The 21007-nt window shown below is 71.2% G+C and carries 17 protein-coding genes; 10 read left to right on the top strand and 7 right to left on the bottom strand.

Annotation, left to right across the window (positions count from 1 at the left end):
• Window positions 1-153: 153 nt before the first annotated feature.
• Together PYR91_RS14130 and PYR91_RS14125 are read left to right on the top strand one after the other, a co-directional pair.
• Entirely contained in the window at window positions 154-2043 is a 1890-nt protein-coding gene (locus tag PYR91_RS14130) for a ricin-type beta-trefoil lectin domain protein (RefSeq protein WP_279780212.1), read from the top strand.
• 143 nt (window positions 2044-2186) lie between these two features.
• Window positions 2187-2954 carry an endonuclease/exonuclease/phosphatase family protein gene (locus PYR91_RS14125; RefSeq protein WP_279780211.1) on the top strand — a complete coding sequence of 256 codons (768 nt, stop codon included), beginning with the start codon at window positions 2187-2189 and terminating at the stop codon, window positions 2952-2954.
• A gap of 63 nt (window positions 2955-3017) precedes the next feature.
• Here PYR91_RS14125 and PYR91_RS14120 read toward each other — a convergent pair whose 3' ends face one another.
• Window positions 3018-4379: a carbohydrate-binding domain-containing protein gene (locus tag PYR91_RS14120; RefSeq protein WP_279780210.1), complete on the bottom strand. Its 1362-nt coding sequence runs from the start codon at window positions 4377-4379 to the stop codon at window positions 3018-3020.
• Window positions 4380-4607: 228 nt separating this feature from the next.
• On the opposite strand from PYR91_RS14120, the gene PYR91_RS14115 reads away from it, so the two are divergent.
• The 4 genes from PYR91_RS14115 (at window position 4608) to PYR91_RS14100 (ending at window position 7851) form a co-directional block, all read left to right on the top strand.
• A complete protein-coding gene (locus PYR91_RS14115) occupies window positions 4608-5393 on the top strand; it encodes a maleylpyruvate isomerase family mycothiol-dependent enzyme (protein WP_279780209.1) in 786 nt (261 codons plus the stop codon).
• A gap of 142 nt (window positions 5394-5535) precedes the next feature.
• Window positions 5536-5871, top strand: coding sequence for a PadR family transcriptional regulator (locus tag PYR91_RS14110; RefSeq protein ID WP_279780207.1), 336 nt, complete (start codon window positions 5536-5538; stop codon window positions 5869-5871).
• Entirely contained in the window at window positions 5868-6920 is a 1053-nt protein-coding gene (locus PYR91_RS14105; RefSeq protein WP_279780206.1) for a hypothetical protein, read from the top strand. The genes PYR91_RS14110 and PYR91_RS14105 overlap by 4 nt, the downstream gene beginning before the upstream one ends.
• Window positions 6921-6981: 61 nt before the next feature.
• A complete protein-coding gene (locus tag PYR91_RS14100; protein WP_279780205.1) occupies window positions 6982-7851 on the top strand; it encodes an LLM class F420-dependent oxidoreductase in 870 nt (289 codons plus the stop codon).
• Window positions 7852-8039: 188 nt separating this feature from the next.
• On the opposite strand, the gene PYR91_RS14095 is transcribed toward PYR91_RS14100, so the two are convergent.
• From PYR91_RS14095 to PYR91_RS14080, 4 genes are all read right to left on the bottom strand, one after another.
• Window positions 8040-8219 carry a transposase gene (locus tag PYR91_RS14095; protein WP_279780203.1) on the bottom strand — a complete coding sequence of 60 codons (180 nt, stop codon included), beginning with the start codon at window positions 8217-8219 and terminating at the stop codon, window positions 8040-8042.
• Window positions 8220-8604: 385 nt separating this feature from the next.
• A complete protein-coding gene (locus PYR91_RS14090; RefSeq protein ID WP_279780201.1) occupies window positions 8605-12240 on the bottom strand; it encodes a CARDB domain-containing protein in 3636 nt (1211 codons plus the stop codon).
• A gap of 318 nt (window positions 12241-12558) precedes the next feature.
• Complete coding sequence (locus tag PYR91_RS14085) at window positions 12559-14118, bottom strand: FAD-dependent monooxygenase (RefSeq protein ID WP_279780199.1); 1560 nt, start codon at window positions 14116-14118, stop codon at window positions 12559-12561.
• A 185-nt stretch (window positions 14119-14303) separates the two neighbouring features.
• Complete coding sequence (locus PYR91_RS14080) at window positions 14304-14933, bottom strand: TetR family transcriptional regulator (RefSeq protein ID WP_279780197.1); 630 nt, start codon at window positions 14931-14933, stop codon at window positions 14304-14306.
• 166 nt (window positions 14934-15099) lie between these two features.
• Here PYR91_RS14080 and PYR91_RS14075 point away from each other — a divergent pair, with 166 nt between their 5' ends.
• The 4 genes from PYR91_RS14075 (at window position 15100) to PYR91_RS14060 (ending at window position 19032) form a co-directional block, all read left to right on the top strand.
• The gene (locus PYR91_RS14075) at window positions 15100-15480 is read left to right on the top strand and encodes a VOC family protein (RefSeq protein WP_279780195.1); all 381 of its coding nucleotides are present in this window, start codon (window positions 15100-15102) and stop codon (window positions 15478-15480) included.
• Between the two features lie 184 nt (window positions 15481-15664).
• Window positions 15665-17587 carry a TRAP transporter fused permease subunit gene (locus PYR91_RS14070; RefSeq protein ID WP_279780194.1) on the top strand — a complete coding sequence of 641 codons (1923 nt, stop codon included), beginning with the start codon at window positions 15665-15667 and terminating at the stop codon, window positions 17585-17587.
• A complete protein-coding gene (locus PYR91_RS14065) occupies window positions 17584-18555 on the top strand; it encodes a TAXI family TRAP transporter solute-binding subunit (protein WP_279780192.1) in 972 nt (323 codons plus the stop codon). The genes PYR91_RS14070 and PYR91_RS14065 overlap by 4 nt, the downstream gene beginning before the upstream one ends.
• A gap of 81 nt (window positions 18556-18636) precedes the next feature.
• The gene (locus tag PYR91_RS14060; RefSeq protein WP_279780190.1) at window positions 18637-19032 is read left to right on the top strand and encodes a GNAT family N-acetyltransferase; all 396 of its coding nucleotides are present in this window, start codon (window positions 18637-18639) and stop codon (window positions 19030-19032) included.
• A 181-nt stretch (window positions 19033-19213) separates the two neighbouring features.
• Here the strand turns inward: PYR91_RS14060 and PYR91_RS14055 are convergent, their stop codons facing one another.
• On the bottom strand, window positions 19214-19669 hold the full coding sequence (locus PYR91_RS14055; protein ID WP_279780188.1) for a GNAT family N-acetyltransferase: 456 nt from the start codon (window positions 19667-19669) through the stop codon (window positions 19214-19216).
• A gap of 78 nt (window positions 19670-19747) precedes the next feature.
• A complete protein-coding gene (locus PYR91_RS14050; protein ID WP_279780187.1) occupies window positions 19748-21007 on the bottom strand; it encodes a GTP-binding protein in 1260 nt (419 codons plus the stop codon).

Below are 21007 nucleotides of genomic sequence, written 5' to 3'. Positions count from 1 at the left end.
GATTTCCACCCGTGTTGTCCTGTCCTGAAACCGATAAGTTTCTTACCTGTTACATCGGTTACAGCAACGCTTCCCCGGGCGGCTCGTGTCGCCGGTGTTCGAGGAGCCCGGGGCGTCGCGGGCCCAATCGCGCCCCCCCGAAAGGACTCCGCCGTGTCTCGACCCCCTCGCCGGGCCCTCACCCTCGCCCTGGCCTTCGTCGCCGCCCTATGGATGTCGGGGCCCGTCGTCGCCCCGCCCGCCCTCGCCGCCGACGAGCCGGTGAACATCTGGCTCACCACCACCTCCGACGCGGGCGGCCGCAACGTCACGCGGGGGCTCCAGCAGCAGTCCCCGATCGCCTTCGGCACCGCCGGCGGCAGCGCGAACCACACCATCACCGTCAACGAGGGCACCACCTACCAGCAGTTCGAAGGCGGCGGGGCGTCGATCACCGACACCACGGCGCACCTGCTGCGCGGCGGCGCGGTCAGCGCCGCCACCCGCGACGCCGTGATGCGCAGGCTCTTCCACCCCACCGACGGCATCGGCCTGTCGTTCGTGCGCAACCCGATCGGCGCCTCCGACCTCTCCCGGCCCGGCCACGTCTCGCTGGACGACACCTGCTGCGACCTCAACGACTTCGGCGCCAACGGGTACGACACCAACGTGCGCCTGCTCACCCAGCAGGCGAAGTCGCTCAACCCGGCGCTGCGCGTGAAGGGCGTGCCGTGGAGCGCCCCCGGCTGGATGAAGGACAACGGCCGCATGGACCAGATGGGGTGGCTCAAGTTCGAGTACTACCCCATGTACGCCCAGTACCTGGTGAAGTACATCCAGAGCTACCAGGCCGCCGGCGTCCCGGTGAACTACATCTCGGTGCAGAACGAGCCCAACTGCTGCCAGGCGGGCAACCCGACCGCCATGAACTACCCCGGCATGAGCTGGAACTCCTCCGGGCTGGCCGAGTTCACCAAGAACCACGTCTACCCGGCGTTCCGGGCCGCCGGCATCACCACCAAGGTGCTCGTGCACGACTGGAACTACGGCGACTACGCCGGCATGGGCGCGGGCGTGCTGAACGACGCGGGCGTGCGCAACGACCCGCTGTTCGGCGGCATCGCGTGGCACGGCTACGGCGGCGACCCGGCGATCGGCACGCAGGTGCACAACCAGTACCCGTCGGTGCGCCAGTTCAGCACCGAGCACTCGGGCGGCACCTGGATCAGCAACCAGCACAACGAGGACCTCTCCGACATCGTCAACTACACGCGCAACTGGAGCGGCAGCGTCGTCAAGTGGAGCCTCGCCCTCAACCAGTACATGGGCCCGCACAACGGCGGCTGTGACGTCTGCACGGGCCTGGTCACCGTGCAGGAGGGCGGCGCCCGCGCCGGCCAGGTGGACAACACCATCGAGTACTACACGACCGGCCACCTCACGAAGTTCGTGAAGCCCGGCGCGTACCGCATCGACTCCACGGCCAACGGCACCATCCAGAACGTCGCCTGGCGCAACCCCGACGGCTCCAAGGCCCTGATCGCCCACAACCGCGGCACCTCGGCCCAGTCCGTCCGGGTCAACTGGGGCAACCAGTCGTTCGTCTACTCCCTCCCGGCCCGCACCACCGCGACCTTCACCTGGAGCGGCACCCCGGGCAGCGGCAACCCCGGCGGCGGCGACCCTGGCGCCATCACCGGCCTGGCCGGCAAGTGCGTGGACGTCGCGGGCGCCGGCAGCGCCGACGGCACCGCCGTCCAGCTCTACGCCTGCAACGGCACCGCCGCCCAGCAGTGGACCCGCCCCGGCGACGGCACCCTGCGCGTCCTCGGCAAGTGCCTGGACGTCGTGAACAACGGCACGGCCAACGGCAGCCAGCTCCAGTTGTGGACGTGCTTCGGCGGCGCCAACCAGCAGTGGAGCTACAACGCGACCACCAGGGACCTGGTCAACCCGGCCACGAACAGGTGCGTCGACGTGACCGGCAACAACAGCGCCGACGGCACCCGCCTGCAGCTGTGGGACTGCACCGGCGCCGCCAACCAGAAGTGGACGATGTCGTGACCTGACCAGATCTTCCGCTACCGCGGACGCGGGCCTTTTGAGGGGAGGCCCGCGTCCGCGTCTTCTTGCCAACGGGCCGGTGCCGTGGTGAGAAGGGAGGGACGAGACCGCAGACCGGCGCCGGACCACCGTTAGGAGAGCCCATGCGTCTCTTGCCGCCCCTCCGTCTCCTGCTCACCGTCCTGCTGGCCGCCGCCGGCCCGGCGGCGGCCGCCTCCCCCGCGAGCGCCGCGCAGGAGTACCGCGTCCTGCAGCTCAACCTGTGCCACAGCGGCGTCAACACCTCGTGTTACAACGGGGACGCCACCATGCGGGAGGCGCGTGACGTCATCGCCGCGCGACAGCCCCAGGTCGTCTCGCTCAACGAGATCTGCCGGAACGACGTGCCCGCGCTGGCCGCCGCCATGGGCGACGGTTTCTCCGCCTTCGCGCCGGCCCGGCGCCCCGACGGCACGCCCGTGCGCTGCACCAACGGCGACGAGTACGGCAACGGCCTGATCTTCCGGTCGGCGGCGGCGGGGAACGTCTTCTCGGGTCAGTACACCGCCCAGGACGGCGGGAGCGAGAAGCGGGTCTACGTGTGCGTGGACTTCGCCGACCTGACCGGGTGCGCCACGCACCTGTCGACCACCGGCGGCGTCGCCATGTCGCAGTGCAAGGCGGCCATCGCCCTGCTGCGCGACCGCGCGGCGTCCGGCAAGGCGACCTTCCTGGCCGGCGACCTCAACCTCAGGTACGCCCCGCTGTTCGGCCACAACGTGCAGGACTGCAACGTGGCGCCCTTCTTCCGCAAGGGGGACGGCTCCGTCCAGCACGTCTTCGCGGCCAACCTGGGCTTCACCCGCACCGAGGTGATCGGCATGAGGTACACCGACCATCCCGGCCTCCTGGTCGTGCTGACCCGGCCGTGACGCCCGTCGCGGCGCGAAGGCCCCCGCCGCGACGGCGGGGGCCTGCGGGGCGGCGGGTGACCGTCAGCGCACCAGGCCGAGGTCGCCGATCGAGCGGTCGTACTGGGTGTAGGACTCGTTGGTGTACGGCGCGTAGATCCAGGTGCGCAGCGCGTCGGCCGCGGTGTCGATCTCCACCAGGCGCACCGGGTTGGTGGTGCTGGAGTGGAACGTCTGCAGGAACGTGTAGATCTTGTTCCCGTGCACGCCGGTGTCCACCCGGTTGCCCGCGATGCCGACGTGTCCGGAGAAGACGAACTTGACGTTGGCGTACTGCTTGATCAGGTTGTCGAACAGGTACTGCGGGCTGGTGGCCCCGTACCCGGCGCTCCGCTCGATGTTGCCGTTCCCGTCGATGTAGTCGTGCGTGACGACGACGACGTTGTGGTCGGGGTGGGAGGCGACGACCTCCTTGGCCCAGTCGACGGCCTCGACCCGCGGCCACAGTTCGAGGGTCATCACCAGCCACCGCGTGCCGCCGGCCTCGTACGTCGAGAACGAGTTGTCCACCTTGCCGTCCTCGAACCACCCCTCCACGGCGCCGTACCGCTCCCGGGTGAAGTACCGGTTGAAGACGGTCGTGTCCCGCACCAGCTCACGGGTGCGGGAGGGGTCGCGCGCCGAGCCGCCGACGCCCGTCGCCTGGGTGTCGTGGTTGCCGATCGCCAGCGAGTACGGCACCTTCGCCTCTTCGAGCGGCCGCATCGCGTCCTGGGCGATCGCGTACTGGGAGTGGTCGGGGGTGTCCCAGTTGACGACGTCGCCGGAGTGCGTGACGAACCGCAGGTCCAGCTCCGACCTGTTGGCGGCCAGCCACTCGGAGCGGTGGCGGAAGCGGGTGTCGCGCGCGTTCAGCACCTCCTGCTGGGTGTCGGGCATGACGGCGAAGCTGAAGGTCGTGTCGTCGTCGGAGGTGGACGGCGACTCCATCCGCGCGTAGGCGAGGTGCACGTTGCGGTCGCACGCCGAGGTCTGCAGGTCGTTGATGAACTCGATCTTCACGGTGTGCCGGCCCTCGTCGAGCGCCGGGCCCACCGGGTAGGTGCCGTAGCTGGTGGGGCTGACGATCGTGCTGGCGCCGGCCACCTCGCCGTCCACCGTCACGCGGATCGTCGGCCGCGCCTCGCAGGTCTCGGCGATCGCGCCGATCAGCACCCGGCCGGAGCCGCTGATCGTCGTGGTGGCGTAGCTGGCGTTGCCCCACAGCGAGGCCTGCGTTCCCGACTCCGGAACCGGGGTGCCGGTCGCCGGGAGGATCGCGCCGTTCACCACGCTGAACTGCGACGGCGCGTCGGCGTTCGCGCTCGCGGCCGTGCCGGCCGCTCCCGCGACCGCCACCGCCGCGAGTACCGCGAGGATCGCGGATCTGGTTCTCCTCAGGCGCATTGCCGGTTTCCTCCGTGCGTGTCACATCTCGCCGCTGGATCTTATGGATGGTAGGCAACACCGGGGTCGTCAATGCAAATAGCGAAAACACATGACCGATACGGCCCGTGCACTTTCCCGGAAACCGACAAAACACCCGAACTACCACCCGTGCCGGCCCTTGGGCTGGTTGAGGCCCGTTTTCCGGCGAGGAGTACTGTCGGCGTCCTCTGCGGACAGGAGAGCATGATGACCGAACGAACGGATCAAACGATCAAGGTGCTCCGCTCGGAGCTCGACGGGCTCGGAGCGCTGGTGCGCAAGTTGACCGCCGACGACCTGGCACGGGTCTCGGGCGCCTCGGAATGGGACGTCTCCCAGGTGCTGAGCCACCTGGGCAGCGGCGCGGAGATCAACCTCGCCGCGCTGAACGGGGCGCTGGACGACTCCGGTCCGCCCTCTTTCGAGGCCATCAAGGGCATCTGGGCGCGGTGGGACGCCATGTCGCGCACCGACCGGGCCGAGGGTTTCGCCGTGGCGAACGAGGCACTCGTGAGCCGCTTCGAAAACCTGGAGCCCCAGGTGCGGAACGAGCTCCGGATCGCACTCTGGTTCCCCAGCGAGCCGTTGGACGTCGCGGGCCTGGGCGCCATGCGGCTCAGCGAGTTCGCCCTCCACAGGTGGGACGTCGAGGTCGCCTTCGACCCGTCGGCGACGCTCACCCCCGAGGCCGTCGAGCTGCTGGTCGACCGGGTGGCCGGTCTCGTCGGCTTCGCCGGCAAGCCCGGTGAGCGCGAGGCGACCGTCGCCGTGCGCGTCACCTCCCCCGAGCGGTCGCTCGGGCTCCGGATCGGCGAGGCGGTCGCCGTCGCCGACGACCCCGCCTCCCCGGACGCCGTGCTCACCGCTCCCGCGGAATGGTGGCTGCGCCTGGTCTCCGGCCGGCACGCCCCCGCGCACACCCCGGCCGGGGTCGAGCTCACCGGAGACTCCCTCACCCTGGACGACCTGCGCCGCACCTTCCCCGGCTTCTGACCCCCGGGCGCCCGCGCCCGCACACGACACGAGCCCCGGCCGCCGTCCCCACGGCCGCCGGGGCTCGCGCGTGGGGCCGCCTCCGCGCCGCGAAGGCGGACAGGTATGGCCAATATCCTGTCTAACAGTATATCTTGGCTGCGTGAGCCGAACCATGACGGAACCCGCGTTCCTCGTCCTCACGGCCCTGGTCGACCAGTCCCGGCACGGCTACGGCATCGTGCAGGAGGTCGAGAAGCTGTCGGGCGGGCGCGTGGCACTCAAGATCGGCACCCTCTACGGCGTGCTCGACCGCCTGGCCGCCGAGGAGCTGGTGTCGCTCGACCGCGAAGAGGTGTGGCAGGGGCGGCTGCGCCGTTACTACCGGCTCACCGAGGCCGGAGCCCTCGCCCTGGACGCCGAAGCCGCCCGGCTGGCCGAGAACGCGGAACACGCGCGCGAGCGGCTGCGCGCCCGGCACGCGGGAGGTCTGGCGTGAGTCTCCTGGAGGACCGCTACCGGTACGTCCTGCGCCTGCTGCCCGCCCCCTACCGCGCCGAGCGGGAGGAGGAGATGGTCAGCGCCTTCCTGGAGGGCGCGGGCGACCCCTCCGACGCGCAGAGCCCCCGGCCGCGCTGGTCGGAGGTCGCCAGCGTGGCCGCGCTGTCGGTGCGCGTGCGCCTGGGCGGGGCCGGCGCGGCGCCGAGGCCGTCCGCCTGGGGCCGGGCCGTGCGCCTGGTGGCCGTGCTCGGGCTCTTCTACCACGCGATGATGGGATGCGTCTGGTTCGCGGGCTTCGTGGAGACCTACGGCCTCTTCGGCGCGCCGTTCCCCGACTACCAGACCCGCCTGGCCCCGGCCGGCTCGCCGGAACGGCTGTGGGACATCGCGTTGGGCTTCGCCGGCCTGCCGTGGCTCGCGGCGTTCGTCGCCCTGGTGCGAGGCCGCCCGCGCGCCGCCAAGATCCTGGTGTCGTTCGCCCTGGTGGCACACTTCGGCTTCGCGCTCGAACTGGTGCGCGCCGTCCCCGAGGAGGCGCTACTGATCACGCTGCAGCGCGGCGTGCTGGCGGCGCTTCCGGCGCTGGCGCTGGCGGCCGGCTTCCACCGCGACGCGCCCCGCACGCGCCACCCCCTGTGGGTCGCCGCCCTCCCGGCCGGCGCGGGCGCCCTGGTCCACGTGATCCTCGGCCTGCTCGCCACCCGGTCGCCGCAGACGCCCGCCTGGTCGTGGATCTGGCCCTGGTTCGACGAGACCGGCCTGGCCTGCCTCGCGCTCCTGCTCGCCACCGCCTGGGCCGTCACCCGCCCGCGCCCCGGCGACGGGCCGGCCCCCGTCCTGCCGCTGGCGCTGGCCGTCCTCGTCGTCCCGGTGGCCCTTGGCCGCCTGCTCCGGCTGAACCTCCGGGCCGCCGACCCCATGTCGCAGGTCATGACGGCCGTGAACGTCGGCCAGCTCGTCGCCCTCCTGCTGTGCGGCGTCTCCCTGGCCGTCCTGGGCGCCAGAACCCTGCCCGCCCGTACGACCCTCGCCTCCCGGCAGGATTGAGCGGCTCCGGTACGCGGAATGACTCCCGACAAAATGATCTTCCGCTCGACAGGAGACTGAGATGCAGGTCGGGGCCCTGTTTCCGCAGACCGAGATCGGCCCGGACGCGGGCGCGGTGCGCGCCTACGGGCAGGGGGTGCAGGAGCTCGGTTTCCGGCACGTGATGGCCTACGAACACGTGCTCGGCGCGGATCCTGCGGTGCACGAGAACTGGCAGGGCCTCTACGACGTGCGCTCGGCGTTCCACGAGCCGATGGTGCTGTTCGGCTACCTGGCCGGGATCACCACGCTGGAGATGGTCTCGGCCATCGTCATCCTGCCCCAGCGGCAGACGGCGCTGGTGGCCAAACAGGCGGCCGAGGTCGACCTGCTCACCGGCGGCCACTTCCGGCTGGGCGTGGGGCTTGGGTGGAACGCGGTCGAGTACGAAGCCCTCGGCCAGGACTTCAGCACCCGAGGCAGACGCATCGAGGAGCAGGTGGAGCTGCTGCGCCGGCTGTGGACCGAGCCGTCGCTCACCTTCGAGGGCACCTACGACCGGGTGACCGGAGCCGGGCTGGCGCCCCTGCCCGTGCAGCGGCCGATCCCCGTCTGGTTCGGCGCCTGGTCACCCCCGGCGTACCGCCGCGCCGGGCGGCTGGCCGACGGCTGGTTCCCCGACGTCCCCCCGGGCCCGAAGCTGGAGGAGGCCAAGGCGATGGTCGAGCGGGCCGCCGTGGAGGCGGGACGCGACCCCGCCCATCTCGGCATGGAGGGCCGCGTCGCCTGGACCGGCGACGCCGAGGCGCTGGCCGGCCAGGCCCGTCGGTGGCGCGAGGCCGGCGCCACCCACCTGGCCGTCGACACCATGAAAGCGGGCCTGACCGGCGCGGACGAGCACCTGGCCGCCCTGGCGGTCGCGGCCGAGACCCTGGGACTGCGCGAGAACTGACCGGCGGACACCCCGGCCGCCGGGACCTCCCGGCCGAGACCCTGGGTTCGCGGGGGAACCGACCGGCGGCCACCTCGGCCGCCGGGACTTCGGCCGGGGGGGCCGCGCGTGAGACCGGACGCGAGGCCGGCCACGCCGGGGCGACAGGCAGAGCCTGGCCTCCGGTCGAACCGGACCGGAGATCTCGGTCACCGCTCCGGCAGTTCGATGACCTCCACGAGGTCGGCGAGGTCCACCAGCTCGGCCAGGCGGTGGATGCTGTGGCAGTACTCCACGAGGTAGCCCCGTCGCGTCACCTTGAACACGCGCCGCCCGTCCAGCATGACCTGCCGCACTTCGAGCCGCCCCGGCCCCACCCACTTCGCCACGCTAGGAAGGGTAAGAAACCGCAGGTCAAGGCGGTACAAAGCCCGTCACGCCCAAGCGCGAAGCCCGCCCGGGGCCCGCGAACCGGCCGCCACGCACCACGCGCCGCGCGCCGCGGACGATCACCGGCGGCGCGGGGACCGCGAACCCCTGGAACCGGACGAGGTGGAGGTGAGACCGGGGCCCCACCCGGCACGGGGGCCGCACGACGTCCGGAACGCGCGAGGCCGCACGACGTCGGGAACGCGCCAGAACCGCACGACTTCAGGAACGCGGAGGACCAGCCATGGGCGTGCTCCCCGTTCTCACGGGGAGCGCGCCACAGGGCTGGTCGTCGTTTCTCACGTCCTCGATCAGGGGATCACGCCGGAGCGCTCACCCCGGGCACTATCCTCCGTTGATCACGAAGGACGTTCCCGGCTGACGCACGATGTCTCCGTCGGCCGAGTTGGTGATGGTCACGTTGGTCAGCGTCGCGCTGCCGCGAGCGCCGCTCATGGCCAGGATGCCCGCACCGTTGTTCGATCTGTCGATGCGCACGTTGGTGATCGCGACCCCCGGGGTGGAGCCGCCGCCGTTCTTGAACTGGATTCCGTCGTAGGTCGAGTCGACGATGTCGGTGTCCCGGATCGTCACGCCGGGGATGTCCACCGTCGCCGCGAACAGCGTGATGGCTCCGAACTCCTGGTCCTCGTTCCAGAAGGCGCCGCCCGTGCGGTAGAGCCCGTTGTTCGCCAGCAGGGTCTGACCCGAGAACGGCAGCGGGTCGTGGTCGGTCGCCAGCATGATGCCGGGGTAGTTCATGGTGTCGTAGACGAGGTTGTTCTCGGCCCTGTTGCCGTAGCCGCCGTAGATCGCGATGCCGTTCGCGCGCCACGGGAGCTGGATGGTGTTGTTGACGAAGGCGTTGCTGTGCGCGATGTCCACCGACGGGTCCTTGACGTACCGGTTGGCCCAGACCGCCAGGGAGTCGTCGCCGGTGTAGCGGAACGAGGAGTTGAACACCCGCGAGTTACGCGTGCCGTTGGTGAAGTTGATGCCGTCCGCGTAGGTGTTGCGGATCCGCATGCCGGTGAACTCCAGGCCGTCACCCGGGCCCCACAGGGCCTGGATGTTGTCGTAGTCGCGGCCGACCCAGACGCCCACGTTGGCGTGCTCGATCCAGACGTTGCTGATCTTGGTGTCCTTGCCGAACCGGCCGTTCAGGCCGACTCCGCCTTCGGCGCCGCCCTCTCCGCCGCGGATCCGGCCGGATCCGAAGATCGCGATGTCCGAGATCTGCACGTTGTCGTCGATGTCGAAGCCGAAGTTGCCCTCGTGCGGGTGGTTGATGCTCCCCGTGGCCAGGTGCGGCTCGGTCAGCGTGTAGAGCTGGGAGTGCCACATGCCCGCGCCGCGGATGGTGACGTCGCTGATCCCGACCTGGTTGTACTGACCCCGGTTCAGCGGGTCGTCGGTGAGGATCTTCTTCTCCTGGCGCCACTGCCCCGCCGGGATCCACACGCAGCTGATGACGCCGTTCTGGTCGTCGGTCACCGCGCGCTGGATCGCCGCCGTGTCGTCGTTGCCGTCGTTGGGCACCGCGCCGTAGGTGGTGATCGAGGTGCATCCGGCGGGCTGGCTCGCCGGGGGCGCTACCTGCTCGAGGTCGATCAGGTCGATGATGTAGAACGAGGCCGTGTCGGTCGCGTCCCGCTGCAGCTTGAACCGCGTGCCCGCCGGGTAGCTCGACGCGAGCAGCGCGTGCGACTCGTCGAACATGCGCCGGGCGTCGGCCTGCGGGGTGTTCGACAGCGCCTCGGGGCCGTCGGTGTTGCCGTACAGCCAGCTGTGGCGTGACGACAGGGTCAGCTTCCTGGAGAAGGTGTCGTTGATGTAGAGGCTGATGGTGGCCTCGATGCCGCCGCCGCCGGGCGCGTCCGGGATGGAGTTGCGCACGACGATCGAGTTCGAGGGGGCGGTCGAGGTGAACTCGACGAACTGGCCCGTGCTGTTCAGCCGCACCGACTGCCGCCCGGAGGACTCGGTGGCGAAGTTGGTGTGCCCGAACGTGCGCAGCGGGTCGGTCGTGAGCAGGGTGCCCTGGTACCTGGCGGCCTCGGCCTCGTGCTCGACGTACGGGACCGCCGCCCCGCGCCCGACCACGATGGCGCGCGAGAAGGTGTTGTTGGTCTCGTTGGTCTCGGCGACGGTGTTGGTGGCGTCGGCGGTGGCGGTGATGGTCGCCCCGCCGCTGGTGGCGGTCCAGGTGCCGCTGACCGCCACGTTGACCGTGGCGCCCGCGGCGATCGAGGCGGTGGTGCCGTTGAGCGTGGTGCCGCCCACCGTCACGCGGGTCACCGAGGTCGTGCCCGAGGCGCTGATGCCGCGGTTGTTCACCGCGACGGTGAACGAGACCGCCGCGCCGACGGCCGGGTTCGGCGGGTTGGAGGTGACGCCGACGACCTGCAGGTCGGGGCCGGGAGCCTGCCCGACCACCAGCTGTGAGGACGCGGTGAGGGTGTTGTTGCCTTCGTTCTGCTCGAAGACCGTGTTGTCGGCGTCCACCGTGGCGCTGACCACGTAGCTGCCCGCGCCGCGGGTGCCGATGTTGTGGGTCACCGTGGCGGTGGCGTTGACGGCCAGGGCCGGGATCGCGACGGTGCCGGCCACCGAGCCCCCGACGTTGAGGTTGACGCTGTCCGCGGCGGAGGCGGCGGTGCCGGAGTTCCTGACCGTGGCCGACAGCGTGATCGCGCTGGTCTCGGTGGGCGAGGCCGGGGTCCACGACAGGTTGGTCACCGTTAGGTCGGGGTTCGGCGCGGGGACGCCGAAGACCTGGAACTCGGCCACCTGGCCGCCGGGCGCGCCGGTGTTGCTGGTGAACCTGAGCTGGACGTCGGCGACGCTCCCGGAGACCGGGATCGTGACCGTGTTGCCGCTCGCCGGGTTGAAGGTGTGGTTGGCCGCCGCCGCCAGGCTCTGGAAGGTCGTGGCGCTCTGCTCACGGCCCAGGACCTGGATGTTCTGCGTGCGGGTGCCCCACGCGGAGTCGGGGTTGAGCTTCACCACGACCGAGCTGACGCTGGAGTTGGCGCCGAGCTTGACGGTCAGCGTGTTCGGGAACGCGCCGGAGTTGGCCTCCCAGTAGGTGGCCAGGTTGCCGTCGTTCGCGTTGGCTGCGACGAACGAGTGCACGTGGCCGGAGGCGGTGATCTCCTTGCCGGTGGCGAGGTTCGTGCCGGGCTCGCCGGTGCCGGTGCGGGTCACCGAGTTGCTGTTGGACGACAGGTTGCCCGCCGCGTCCTTGGCACGCACGAAGTACGTGACGGTCGCCGAGGCCGGCTGGGTGTCGGTGTAGGTGGTGACGTTGCCGACGCTCGCCCGCAGCTGGTTGTTGGCGTAGACGTCGTACCCGGTAACGCCCGTGTTGTCGGTCGAGGCGTTCCAGGTCAGCCTGATCTGGCCGGAGGCCGGCTGCGTGTAGGCGAGGTTGGCGGGCGCCGAGGGGGCCGTGACGTCGCCGCCCGAGCTCGCGCCGTACACCTCGAACTCGGAGATCTGCGCGGCGGGCCAGCCGGTGTTGGCGGTGATGTTCACCCGCCAGTAGCGGTGGGTGGCGGCGCCGAAGTTGATGGTGACCGTGTTGCCGCTCGCCGGGTTGAACGTGTGGTTCGCCGACGCGACGACGGTGCTGTAGTTGGAGCCGTCCGCTCCGCCCTGCACCGAGAGCGTCTGGGTGCGGGTCTGCCAGGCGGAGGCCGGGGGAACCTTCAGGACGATCTGGTTGACGCTCGTGGCGGCGCCGAGGTCGATCCGCGCCCACTGCGGGAAGGCGTTGTTGGCGCTCTCCCAGTAGGTGTTCGGGTCGCCGTCGTTGAGCCGTGACACCACGTGCTCGGCGTTGGAGCTGCTGGCCTGGGTGGCCTTGCCCGGCGACAGGTTGGGTCCGGCGGCGGAGGCCGGGGCGACCATCCCCACGACGAACAGGCCGGCGGCGAGCATGGTCGCCACCAGCCGTAACGGTCCGTGCGGTTTTCTCATTCGTGTTCTTCTATCTCTCGTCAGGCACGACAGGGTCGGGCCGTGAAGGCGTGCGCCTTCACCGCACACGGATGGGGGGCAGGTGCACGGACGCAGTGCATCCCTGAAGAGTTGCGAGGAACAGCGAGAAAATGACATTGCTTTGCAAGATTCTTGCAGAGCGCTTGCCAAATGTTACATACGTGCTACGGACCCGTCAACGGGTGAGTAACCGGCTTTCTCCCCTGCGCGACCCCCGGCTGTGACAGAAGGTCAGGTCGGCCGTGAACGGCGCGCTCGCCGGGCCCCGCGCCCGGCGAGCGCTTCAGGACGAGCGCTTCAGGACGCGGCCCCGAACCACCGGGCCAGGGCGGCGCGAAGCTCGGCCAGCTCCGCCTCGTCCGGGCGGGGCGAGGCCGACGCCCACGCGACGTAGCAGTCCGGCCGCAGGAGCAGCGCGGTCGCCGGCGCGCCGGGATCGCCCGCTCGCGCGGTGACGGCGCGAACGCGGTCGTCCCATCCGGACGCCTCCTTGGCCGCCGACGCGTCCATCGTCAGGTCGAGCAGCAGCGGCCGGGCGTCCCTGGTCAGGTCGGCGAGCCGCGCGGGGCCGGCGTCGGTGTCCAGCGACAGGTCGGGGGCCCACCGGCCGACCAGCGGGTGCGCGGCGGCGACGTCCATGGGGTAGCGGACGTCGGCGCCGGCGATCATCTCGGCGACGTGCCGGGCGTTCCGCCGGTCCCCCAGCAGCTCGGAGAACAGCTCGCGCAGCGCGGTGACCTCGCGTCCGGGGGCGATCAGCGCGGACTGCGCCTGGGTGTGCATGACCACCCGCTCGGCCGCCGGGCGCCGCTCGGCCTCGTAGCTGTCCAGCAGCGTCGCCGGAACCCGGGCCTGGACCACGGCGGCGAGCTTCCAGCCCAGGTTCACCGCGTCCTGCAGCCCCAGGTTGAGCCCGGGGCCGCCGATCGCGCTGTGCACGTGGGCGGCGTCCCCGGCGAGCAGCACGCGCCCATCACGGAAGCGTTCCGCGAGCCGCGTGTTGCCGCCGGTCAGCCGGCGCAGCAGGTGCGGCCCCTCCCCCTCGGGCGGGCCGAGCGGCACATCGACCCCCAGCACCCGGCGTGCGCTCTCGCGCACCTCCTCCACGGTGAGCGGCGGCAGGTCGCCCGCGGCGCCCCACTCCGCGGTGCTCACCAGCGGCGGGCGGGAGGGGAAGGGGGCGTAGACGAACAACCCGTTCTCGGTGCGGTGGTGCATGAACGGCGGGATGTGCCCGTAACCGGGGACGTTCAGCCCGCCGGTGACGGGGTCGGCCAGCTCGGCCGGCACGGTGACGTGCGCCGTGCGGGAGACCATGTCGTCCCTCGTCACGCCGGGGAAGCCGATGCCGCGGAGCTTGCGCGTCAGGCTGTGCCCGCCGTCCGCCCCGACGAGATAGCCGGCCCGCAGACGGTAGGGGCCGGCGGGTCCCTCGACGTCGACGGTGACGGCGTCCTCGTCCTGGGCGAGGCCGGTGAGCGTGTGGCCGCGGCGGAGGTCGACGCCGAGCTCGCGGGCGCGCTCCTCCAGGACTTCCTCGACACGGTGTTGCGGGATCGGCAGCAGGTAGAGCGGGTTGTCGTCCACCTGCCCGAGGTCGAGCGGCAGCGCGCCGAACACGAACGACGGCGCGGGCCGCGGCGGCTCGGCGCCGCCGGTCAGGCGCTCGTGCAGGCCGCGGCGGTCGAGCATCCGGACCACCTGGCCGACCAGCCCGTTGGCCCGGTTCTCCCCGGTGCGCCCGGGCAGGCGCTCCAGCACCACCGGCCGCACCCCGGCCAGGCTCAGCTCGCAGGCCAGCATCAGCCCGTTGGGGCCGCCTCCGGCGATGACGACATCGGTCGACGTGACAGACATGGGATTCCTCCTGAGAAAACGGCATGACGGATCACCCTGCGGCGCGGGGGGCGCTCAGGGACGGAGATGGGGAATACGGATCACCCTGCGGCGCGGAGGCGCTCAGGGACGGAGATGGGATGGGAAGGGGGAGGGAAGCCGGCGGGCCGGGCGATCAGGGAGTGGGGAGGCCGGTGAACCGGGGGTCAGGGAGTGGGCAGGCCCGCGGCGAGCTGGCGCAGGGCGTCACGCAGCAGGGGCTCGAACGGGACGGGCGGCTCGGCGCGCAGCCAGTGCTCCATGGCGACGTCGAGGGCGCTCCCGACGGCGCCGGCGACCAGGCCGGGATACAGGTCGGCGGTGGGGTCGGTGCCGGTGCGCTCGGCGACCGCCCTGGCGAACTCGGCCTGGACGGCCGCGTTCACCTTGAGGAACTCGCCCTGCAGCGCGGGTTCGCTCAGCATCAGGCGCAGGCCGGTGATCCACTCACGCGTGCCCGTGCCGGACTCGTCCGTGCTCTGCCCCAGCGCGAAGCGGGCCACCACGGCGTTGGTGATCGCCTCCCACAGCGGCTCGGACGCCGGACGGGCGCGCAGCTCGGCCGCGATCTGCCGCGCCCGGTCGAGGTGCCGGGCGGTGATCGCCTCCGCCTTGCTGGAGAAGTAGTTGTTGAACGTGCGGGGCGAGACGCCGACCTCGGCGGCGATGTCCTCCACCCGGACGTCGTCGAACCCCCGCTCCACGGCGAGCCGGATCGCCGCCCAGCTCAGGGCGATGCGCGTCTCCTGCTTCTTGCGCTCGCGCAGCCCCGGGCGCCCGTCCCCCACACCTGCCATACGGCCAGCGTACCGAAAAGTGCGGGACAGGAAAAGATGCGTGCCCCGTAATTTTTGAGGCCGGCCCTCAGCGGACGTCGCCGGGCCGTCACCCGCCTACGTGGGTGCCCCGCTCGCCCCTGATCACGAGCCCGCGAACGCCTACGGCCCGGATAATGTGCCGCGCATGCACCGAAGCCGGCTGTACGCCATTCTGATCGACACCCCCGAAGCCGAGGCCGCCGAGGCCGCGGCCTTCTGGTCCGCCGCCCTCGGCGCCACCGCCAGGCCCGACCCCGGGGAGCCGCAGTACATCTCGCTGCACGGGGCCCTGCCCGGCCTGGTCGCCGCCGTCCAGGCGGTCGACGACGCCCCCCGCTACCACCTGGACATCGAGACCGACGACGTCGAGGCCGAGACCGCGCGCCTGATCGGCCTCGGCGCCACGGAGGTCTCACAGTGGCGGGAGTGCCACGTGCTGCGCGCCCCCGGCGGCCACCTGGTCTGCGTCCTGCCCGTGGAGAGCGACCCCGAGCTCTTCGCCGCCGAGGCCGACACCTGGCCGTGAGCCGCGCCTCCTCGGCCGCGAGCCGCGCCTCCTCGCCGTGGGCCGCCACCGAGGGCGGGCACGAACCGCAGGTGAGGACGCCGCACGGGAATCGCGACGAGAATGTGATCTCTTTCTGACGGGACACCGTCACCCGTCTGGGTAACGATCGGTCAGGGGCGGCGACTCACCCGTGGAGACGCGTTTGACCGAGACCAAGGCGCCTGAAGAGCTGATCGCGCGCTTCGACGCCGAGCGGCCGGCCCGGCGGCTGTCCGGCCCGGTGGCCGCGGCCGTCACCGTGGTCGCGCTCGGGCTCTCGGTCTACGTTCTCTACTCGGCGTTCCGCCCCGGCCCCGTGCTGCCGTACCGGATGATCTTTCTCGCGGTGGTGCTGCCGCTCACGTTCGTCTGCTACAAACCCGGCCGCCGCGGCGGCGACCGCCCCGGGGCCGTCGACTGGGCGCTGGCGGGGCTGTCGCTGGCGGTGTGCCTGTACCCGCTGACCGTCTTCGACGACTTCATCCGGCGGGCGTTCGACCCGGCGACCCTCGACGTCGTGGCGGGCGCGGCGATCGTACTGCTGGTGCTGGAGGCCTGCCGGCGCACCGTCGGCTGGATCCTGCCCGCCGTCTGCCTGGCCTTCCTCGCCTACGCCTACTACGGCGGCTACCTGCCCTTCGACTGGGTCCTCGGGCACCGCGGCTACGACGCCGAGCGCATCATCGCCTCGTCCGTGATGGGCACCGACGGCGTCTACGGTGTGCCGCTCGACGTGGCGGCCACCTACATCATCCTGTTCACCGTCTACGGCGCGGTCCTCGACCACTCCGGGGCGGGCAGGTTCTTCGTGGACATCTCCATGGCGGCCTTCCGCCGCTCGCGCTCGGCGCCCGGCCGCACGGTCACGCTCGCCGGGTTCCTGCTCGGCACGGTGAGCGGCTCGGGCGTCGCCACGACGGTCAGCGTGGGCAGCGTCGCCTGGCCGATCCTGCGCAGGGCGGGCTACCCGCCCGAGCAGGGCGGCGGCGTGCTCGCCGCGGCGGGCATCGGCGCGATCCTGTCGCCGCCCACGCTGGGCGCGGCGGCGTTCATCATCGCCGAGTACCTGCGGGTGAGCTACCTCACCGTGCTGGTCTACGCCGCCATCCCGACGGTGCTGTACTACCTCGGCATCTTCCTCGCCATCGAGATCGACGCCCGCAAGTACGGCACGCGCGAGGTCGAGGTGGACGCGCCCAGGTTCTGGCCGCTGCTGCGGCGGTTCGGGTACCACTTCAGCTCGCTCTTCGTGATCGTCATCCTGATGGCGCTCGGCCAGTCGCCGTTCCGGGCGGTGGTGTACGCCACGCTGCTGGCCTTCGCGCTCTCCTTCCTCGACCGCGACCACCGGCTCACCCCGCGCCGGGCGGCCCACGCGCTGGCGGCGGGCACGACGGGGGTGTTGCCGGTCGCGGCCACGTGCGCCGCCGCCGGTCTGATCGTCGCCGTCGTCACCCTGACCGGGCTGGGCCTGAAGGCCAGCTCGCTGATCGTCGGCGTCTCCGGCGGCATCCTCGCCGTCACCGCGGTGCTGTGCGCGGCGGCGGTGCTCGTGCTCGGCCTCGCCGTCCCGGTGACCGCGTCGTTCGTCATCGCGGCGATCATCATCGGGCCCGCGCTCATCGACCTCGGGGTCACCCCGGTCGAGACCTACATGTTCGTCTTCTACTACGCCGTGCTGTCGGAGGTCAGCCCACCCACGGCGCTGTCGGCCTTCGCGGCCTCGGCCATCACCGGCGGCAACGCCTACCGCACCATGATGGCCACCTGGAAGTACACGCTGCCGGCCTTCCTGGTGCCCTTCGCCTTCGTGCTGACCCCGGCGGGGTCGGCGCTGCTGGCCCAGGGGACGGCGGGCGAGATCCTCACGGCCGTCGCGGTGTCGGCGATCGCGGTGGCGGCCCTGGCCGCCGCCACCGGCGGGTGGCTGGCCGGCCCCGCCGGTCCCGTCGAGCGGGCACTGTGCGGGGCGGCGGCCGTCCTGCTGCTGTTCCTGTCGCCCGTCCCGGTGCTCGCCGGCGTGGGCGCCCTGCTCCTGGCCGTCGCACTGCATCTGGTCATCCGCAAACGGGAGGCAAGATCATGAAGATCGGACGCGTGACCGCCCTGCTGGTCATCGGCGCGCTGGCGCTCGGCGGCTGCGGCGGCGACCGGTCCGCCGACCGCGCCAGGGTCGGGGAGACGACCGCGGGCCAACGCCTGTCGATCGCCACCGGCAACACCACCGGCGTGTACTACGTCCTCGGCGGCGGCCTGGCCGACCAGATCGGCAAGAACATCCCCGGCTACCAGGCGACGGCCGAGGCGACCGGCGCCTCGGTGGAGAACATCCAGCGGGTGGTCCGGGGTGACTCCGACATCGCCTTCACGCTCGCCGACTCCGCGGCCGACGCCGTCACCGGCAAGGGCGCGTTCACCTCGGCCCAGCCGATCCGCGCCATCGCCCGCCTGTACGACAACTACACCCAGGTGGTCGCCACCACCGGCTCAGGCGTGAAGTCGATCGCCGACCTCAAGGGCAAGCGGGTCTCCACCGGATCGCCCAACTCCGGCACCGAGGTCATCGCCCTGCGCATGCTGAAGGCCGCGGGCCTCGACCCCGAGAAGGACGTCACCCGCCAGTCCCTGGGCCTGCCCGAGAGCGTGCAGGGCATCAAGGACGGCAACCTCGACGCCCTGATCTGGTCGGGAGGCCTGCCCACCCCCGGCATCACCGATCTGATCACCAGCCTGAAGGACGACGTCACGCTCGTCCCGCTGGACGGCGTCCTGGCGGCGATGCAGGCCGAGCACGGCCAGGTGTACGCCGCGGGCGAGATCACCAAGGACGTCTACACCACCAAGACCGACGTCCCCACCATCGCCGTCCCCAACCTGCTGGTCGTCAACGAGAAGATGCCCCCCGCCCTGGCCGAGAGCCTCACCAGACTCCTCTTCGACCACAAGCCCGACCTGGAGAAGGTCCACCCCGCCGCCAAGAACATCACCCGAGAGAACGCCGTGAAGACCGACCCCGTCCCCCTCCACGACGGCGCCACCAAGTACTACGGCTGACCCCGCCGCACCTGCCAACCGACGTCCTGCGCCGACGTAAACACGTTGCCGATGGTGTGTGGCTCTTCCTACGGTCGCTCCGTGACAGTCGCGTACGAGTGGCGAGGCCGCTTCGACAATACGGTGATCAACGCACTACACGCGGAGGGCTTCGGCCATGCGCCCATGGAGGACGACTGGTGGGCTCGGGTCAACCGGCACAGTCTCGGGTGGGTCTGCGCCACGGAGAACGGCGAACTCGTCGGCTTCGTCAACGTGGCGTGGGACGGCGCCGTCCACGCCTTCATCCTCGACACCCTCGTGACGAGGAGAGCCCGGCGGCACGGTGTCGGGACCGAACTCATCGCCGTCGCCGTCAGAGAGGCCCGCGCGGCCGACTGTGAATGGCTCCACGTCGACTTCGACGATGACATGAAGGACTTCTACCTCGGGGCCTGCGGGTTTCAGCCGACACACGCCGGCATCATCGCTCTGTAGCCATCCAGCCGGTCCCCTGCCCCAGTGCGTGAGCTCGATGACGAGTGTCTTTTCTGCGACCGAGGACGATAGCCCGCGCGACGGCGGTGGTGGGCCGGGTGAGGGTCGCCCTTGGAAGGCTGCGCCGAAGGCACCATTTGGGGGCGGCAGCGGCAAAGAGCGAGCTGAGCGCGGCAGCCGGTCAGAGGGTTCGTGTCATGTAGACGCTGTGCGGGTCGTGACGGTAGTCGGCGAAGGGTTCGCAGTAGGCGAAGCCGTGGCGCTCGTAGAGGGTTCTGGCGGGCAGGAAGAAGTCGGTCGAGCCGGTCTCCAGGCTCAGGCGGGTGCAACCCATCGTCGTCGCCTCGTTGATCATGTGCTTCAGCAGCATGGACGCGACGCCGCTGCGCTTGCGTGCCGGCGCGGTGCGCATGGACTTCACCTCGCCGTGGGCCGCGTCCAGCCTCTTGACGGCCCCGCACCCCACCAGGACGCCCCCGTCCATGACCGACCAGAACGTGACCTCCGGCCTGCGCAGGCCGTCGAGGTCAAGGGCGTGCACACTCTCGGGAGGCGTGATGGCTCGCATCTCCTGCAGATGCTCCTCCAGGAACGCGACGATCCGCGACCCCGAGAGGTCGTCCACGACGATCCGCACCCTGATCCCCTCTCGGCCGTGGGCGCCACCGATGTGCTGGCAGCATAGGCCGCGCCCGGACGGCCGATCACGCGGGTCTCAGGGGGTGGGATCGGTGATCATGCCGGCGGCGACCGTGGCGTTGGTGGTCTCGTCTACGAGGATGAAGCCGCCGGTCATGCGGTTGCGGGTGTAGGGGTCCACGAACAGGGGGCGGCTTGTTCGGAGGGTGACGCCGCCGATCTCGTTGAGGTGCAGGGTCTCCGGGTGTTCGTCGCGGTGCAGGGTGGTGACGTCCACGCGGTGGCGCAGGTGCTCGACGACGGCCGTGGCGGTGCGGGTGGTGTGTTTGATCAGCAGCTTCGTGCCCGGGGACAGGGGGCGGTCGGCGGTCATCCAGCAGATCGTGGCGGTGAGGTCCCGCGTGGTGCCGGGGCGGTCGGCGGGGTGGGCGATCATGTCGCCTCGGGAGACGTCGAGGTCGGCGGCGAGGCGGAGGACGACGGACATCGGGGGGAACGCCTCGCGCACCGGGCCGTCCGGGCCGTCGATGTGGGTGATCGTGGTGGTTCGACCGGACGGGAGGTGGATCACCTCGTCGCCGGGCCTGAGCGTGCCGCCCGCGACCTGGCCCGCGTAGCCGAGGTAGTCGTGCGACCGGTCGGGGCGGATCACGTGCTGTACGGGGAGGCGGGGGTCGGTGAGGTTGTGGTCGGAGGTCAGGGGGACGTGTTCCAGGTGGTGGAGGAGGGACGGGCCCTCGTACCAGGGCATGGTGGGGGTGCGTTCCACCACGTTGTCGCCGTGCAGGGCGGAGATGGGGATGAACGTCGGGGCGGTGATGTCGAGCTTGGCGGCGAAGGCGGTGAACTCGTCGCGGACGCGTTCGTAGGCGGCCCGGTCGTAGCCCACCAAATCCATCTTGTTGACCGCTACGACCAGGTGGGGCACGCGGAGCAGGGTGGCGAGGAAGGCGTGGCGGCGCGACTGCTCGACGACGCCCTTGCGCGCGTCGACGAGGATGACGGCCAGGGCGGCGGTGGAGGCGCCGGTCACCATGTTGCGGGTGTACTGGATGTGGCCCGGGGTGTCGGCGATGATGAACGCGCGGCGGGGCGTGGCGAAGTAGCGGTAGGCCACGTCGATGGTGATGCCCTGTTCGCGCTCGGCGCGCAGCCCGTCGGTGAGCAGCGCCAGGTTGGTCTGCTGTTCTCCTCGGTCGGCGCTGGCCCGCTCGATGGCTTCGAGCTGGTCCTCGAAGATCGATTTGGAGTCGTACAGCAGGCGGCCGATCAGCGTGGACTTGCCGTCGTCGACCGAGCCGGCGGTCGCGAGACGCAGGATGTCCGGGGAGGTCAT

The organism is Sphaerisporangium sp. TRM90804, assembly GCF_029846175.1.
GTDB lineage: Bacteria > Actinomycetota > Actinomycetes > Streptosporangiales > Streptosporangiaceae > Sphaerisporangium.
The sequence above is the reverse complement of the archived record's forward strand: the minus strand, read 5'-3'. Positions and strand labels throughout refer to the sequence as shown.

Bases quoted from the DNA above. Each gene is read 5' to 3' on its own strand.
- PYR91_RS14090 (WP_279780201.1), bottom strand. From the start codon at position 12,240: ATGAGAAAACCGCACGGACCGTTACGGCTGGTGGCGACCATGCTCGCC.
- PYR91_RS14100 (WP_279780205.1), top strand. From the start codon at position 6,982: ATGCAGGTCGGGGCCCTGTTTCCGCAGACCGAGATCGGCCCGGACGCG.
- PYR91_RS14080 (WP_279780197.1), bottom strand. From the start codon at position 14,933: ATGGCAGGTGTGGGGGACGGGCGCCCGGGGCTGCGCGAGCGCAAGAAG.
- PYR91_RS14085 (WP_279780199.1), bottom strand. From the start codon at position 14,118: ATGTCTGTCACGTCGACCGATGTCGTCATCGCCGGAGGCGGCCCCAAC.
- PYR91_RS14050 (WP_279780187.1), bottom strand. From the start codon at position 21,007: ATGACCTCCCCGGACATCCTGCGTCTCGCGACCGCCGGCTCGGTCGAC.
- PYR91_RS14065 (WP_279780192.1), top strand. From the start codon at position 17,584: ATGAAGATCGGACGCGTGACCGCCCTGCTGGTCATCGGCGCGCTGGCG.
- PYR91_RS14115 (WP_279780209.1), top strand. From the start codon at position 4,608: ATGACCGAACGAACGGATCAAACGATCAAGGTGCTCCGCTCGGAGCTC.
- PYR91_RS14120 (WP_279780210.1), bottom strand. From the start codon at position 4,379: ATGCGCCTGAGGAGAACCAGATCCGCGATCCTCGCGGTACTCGCGGCG.
- PYR91_RS14075 (WP_279780195.1), top strand. From the start codon at position 15,100: ATGCACCGAAGCCGGCTGTACGCCATTCTGATCGACACCCCCGAAGCC.
- PYR91_RS14125 (WP_279780211.1), top strand. From the start codon at position 2,187: ATGCGTCTCTTGCCGCCCCTCCGTCTCCTGCTCACCGTCCTGCTGGCC.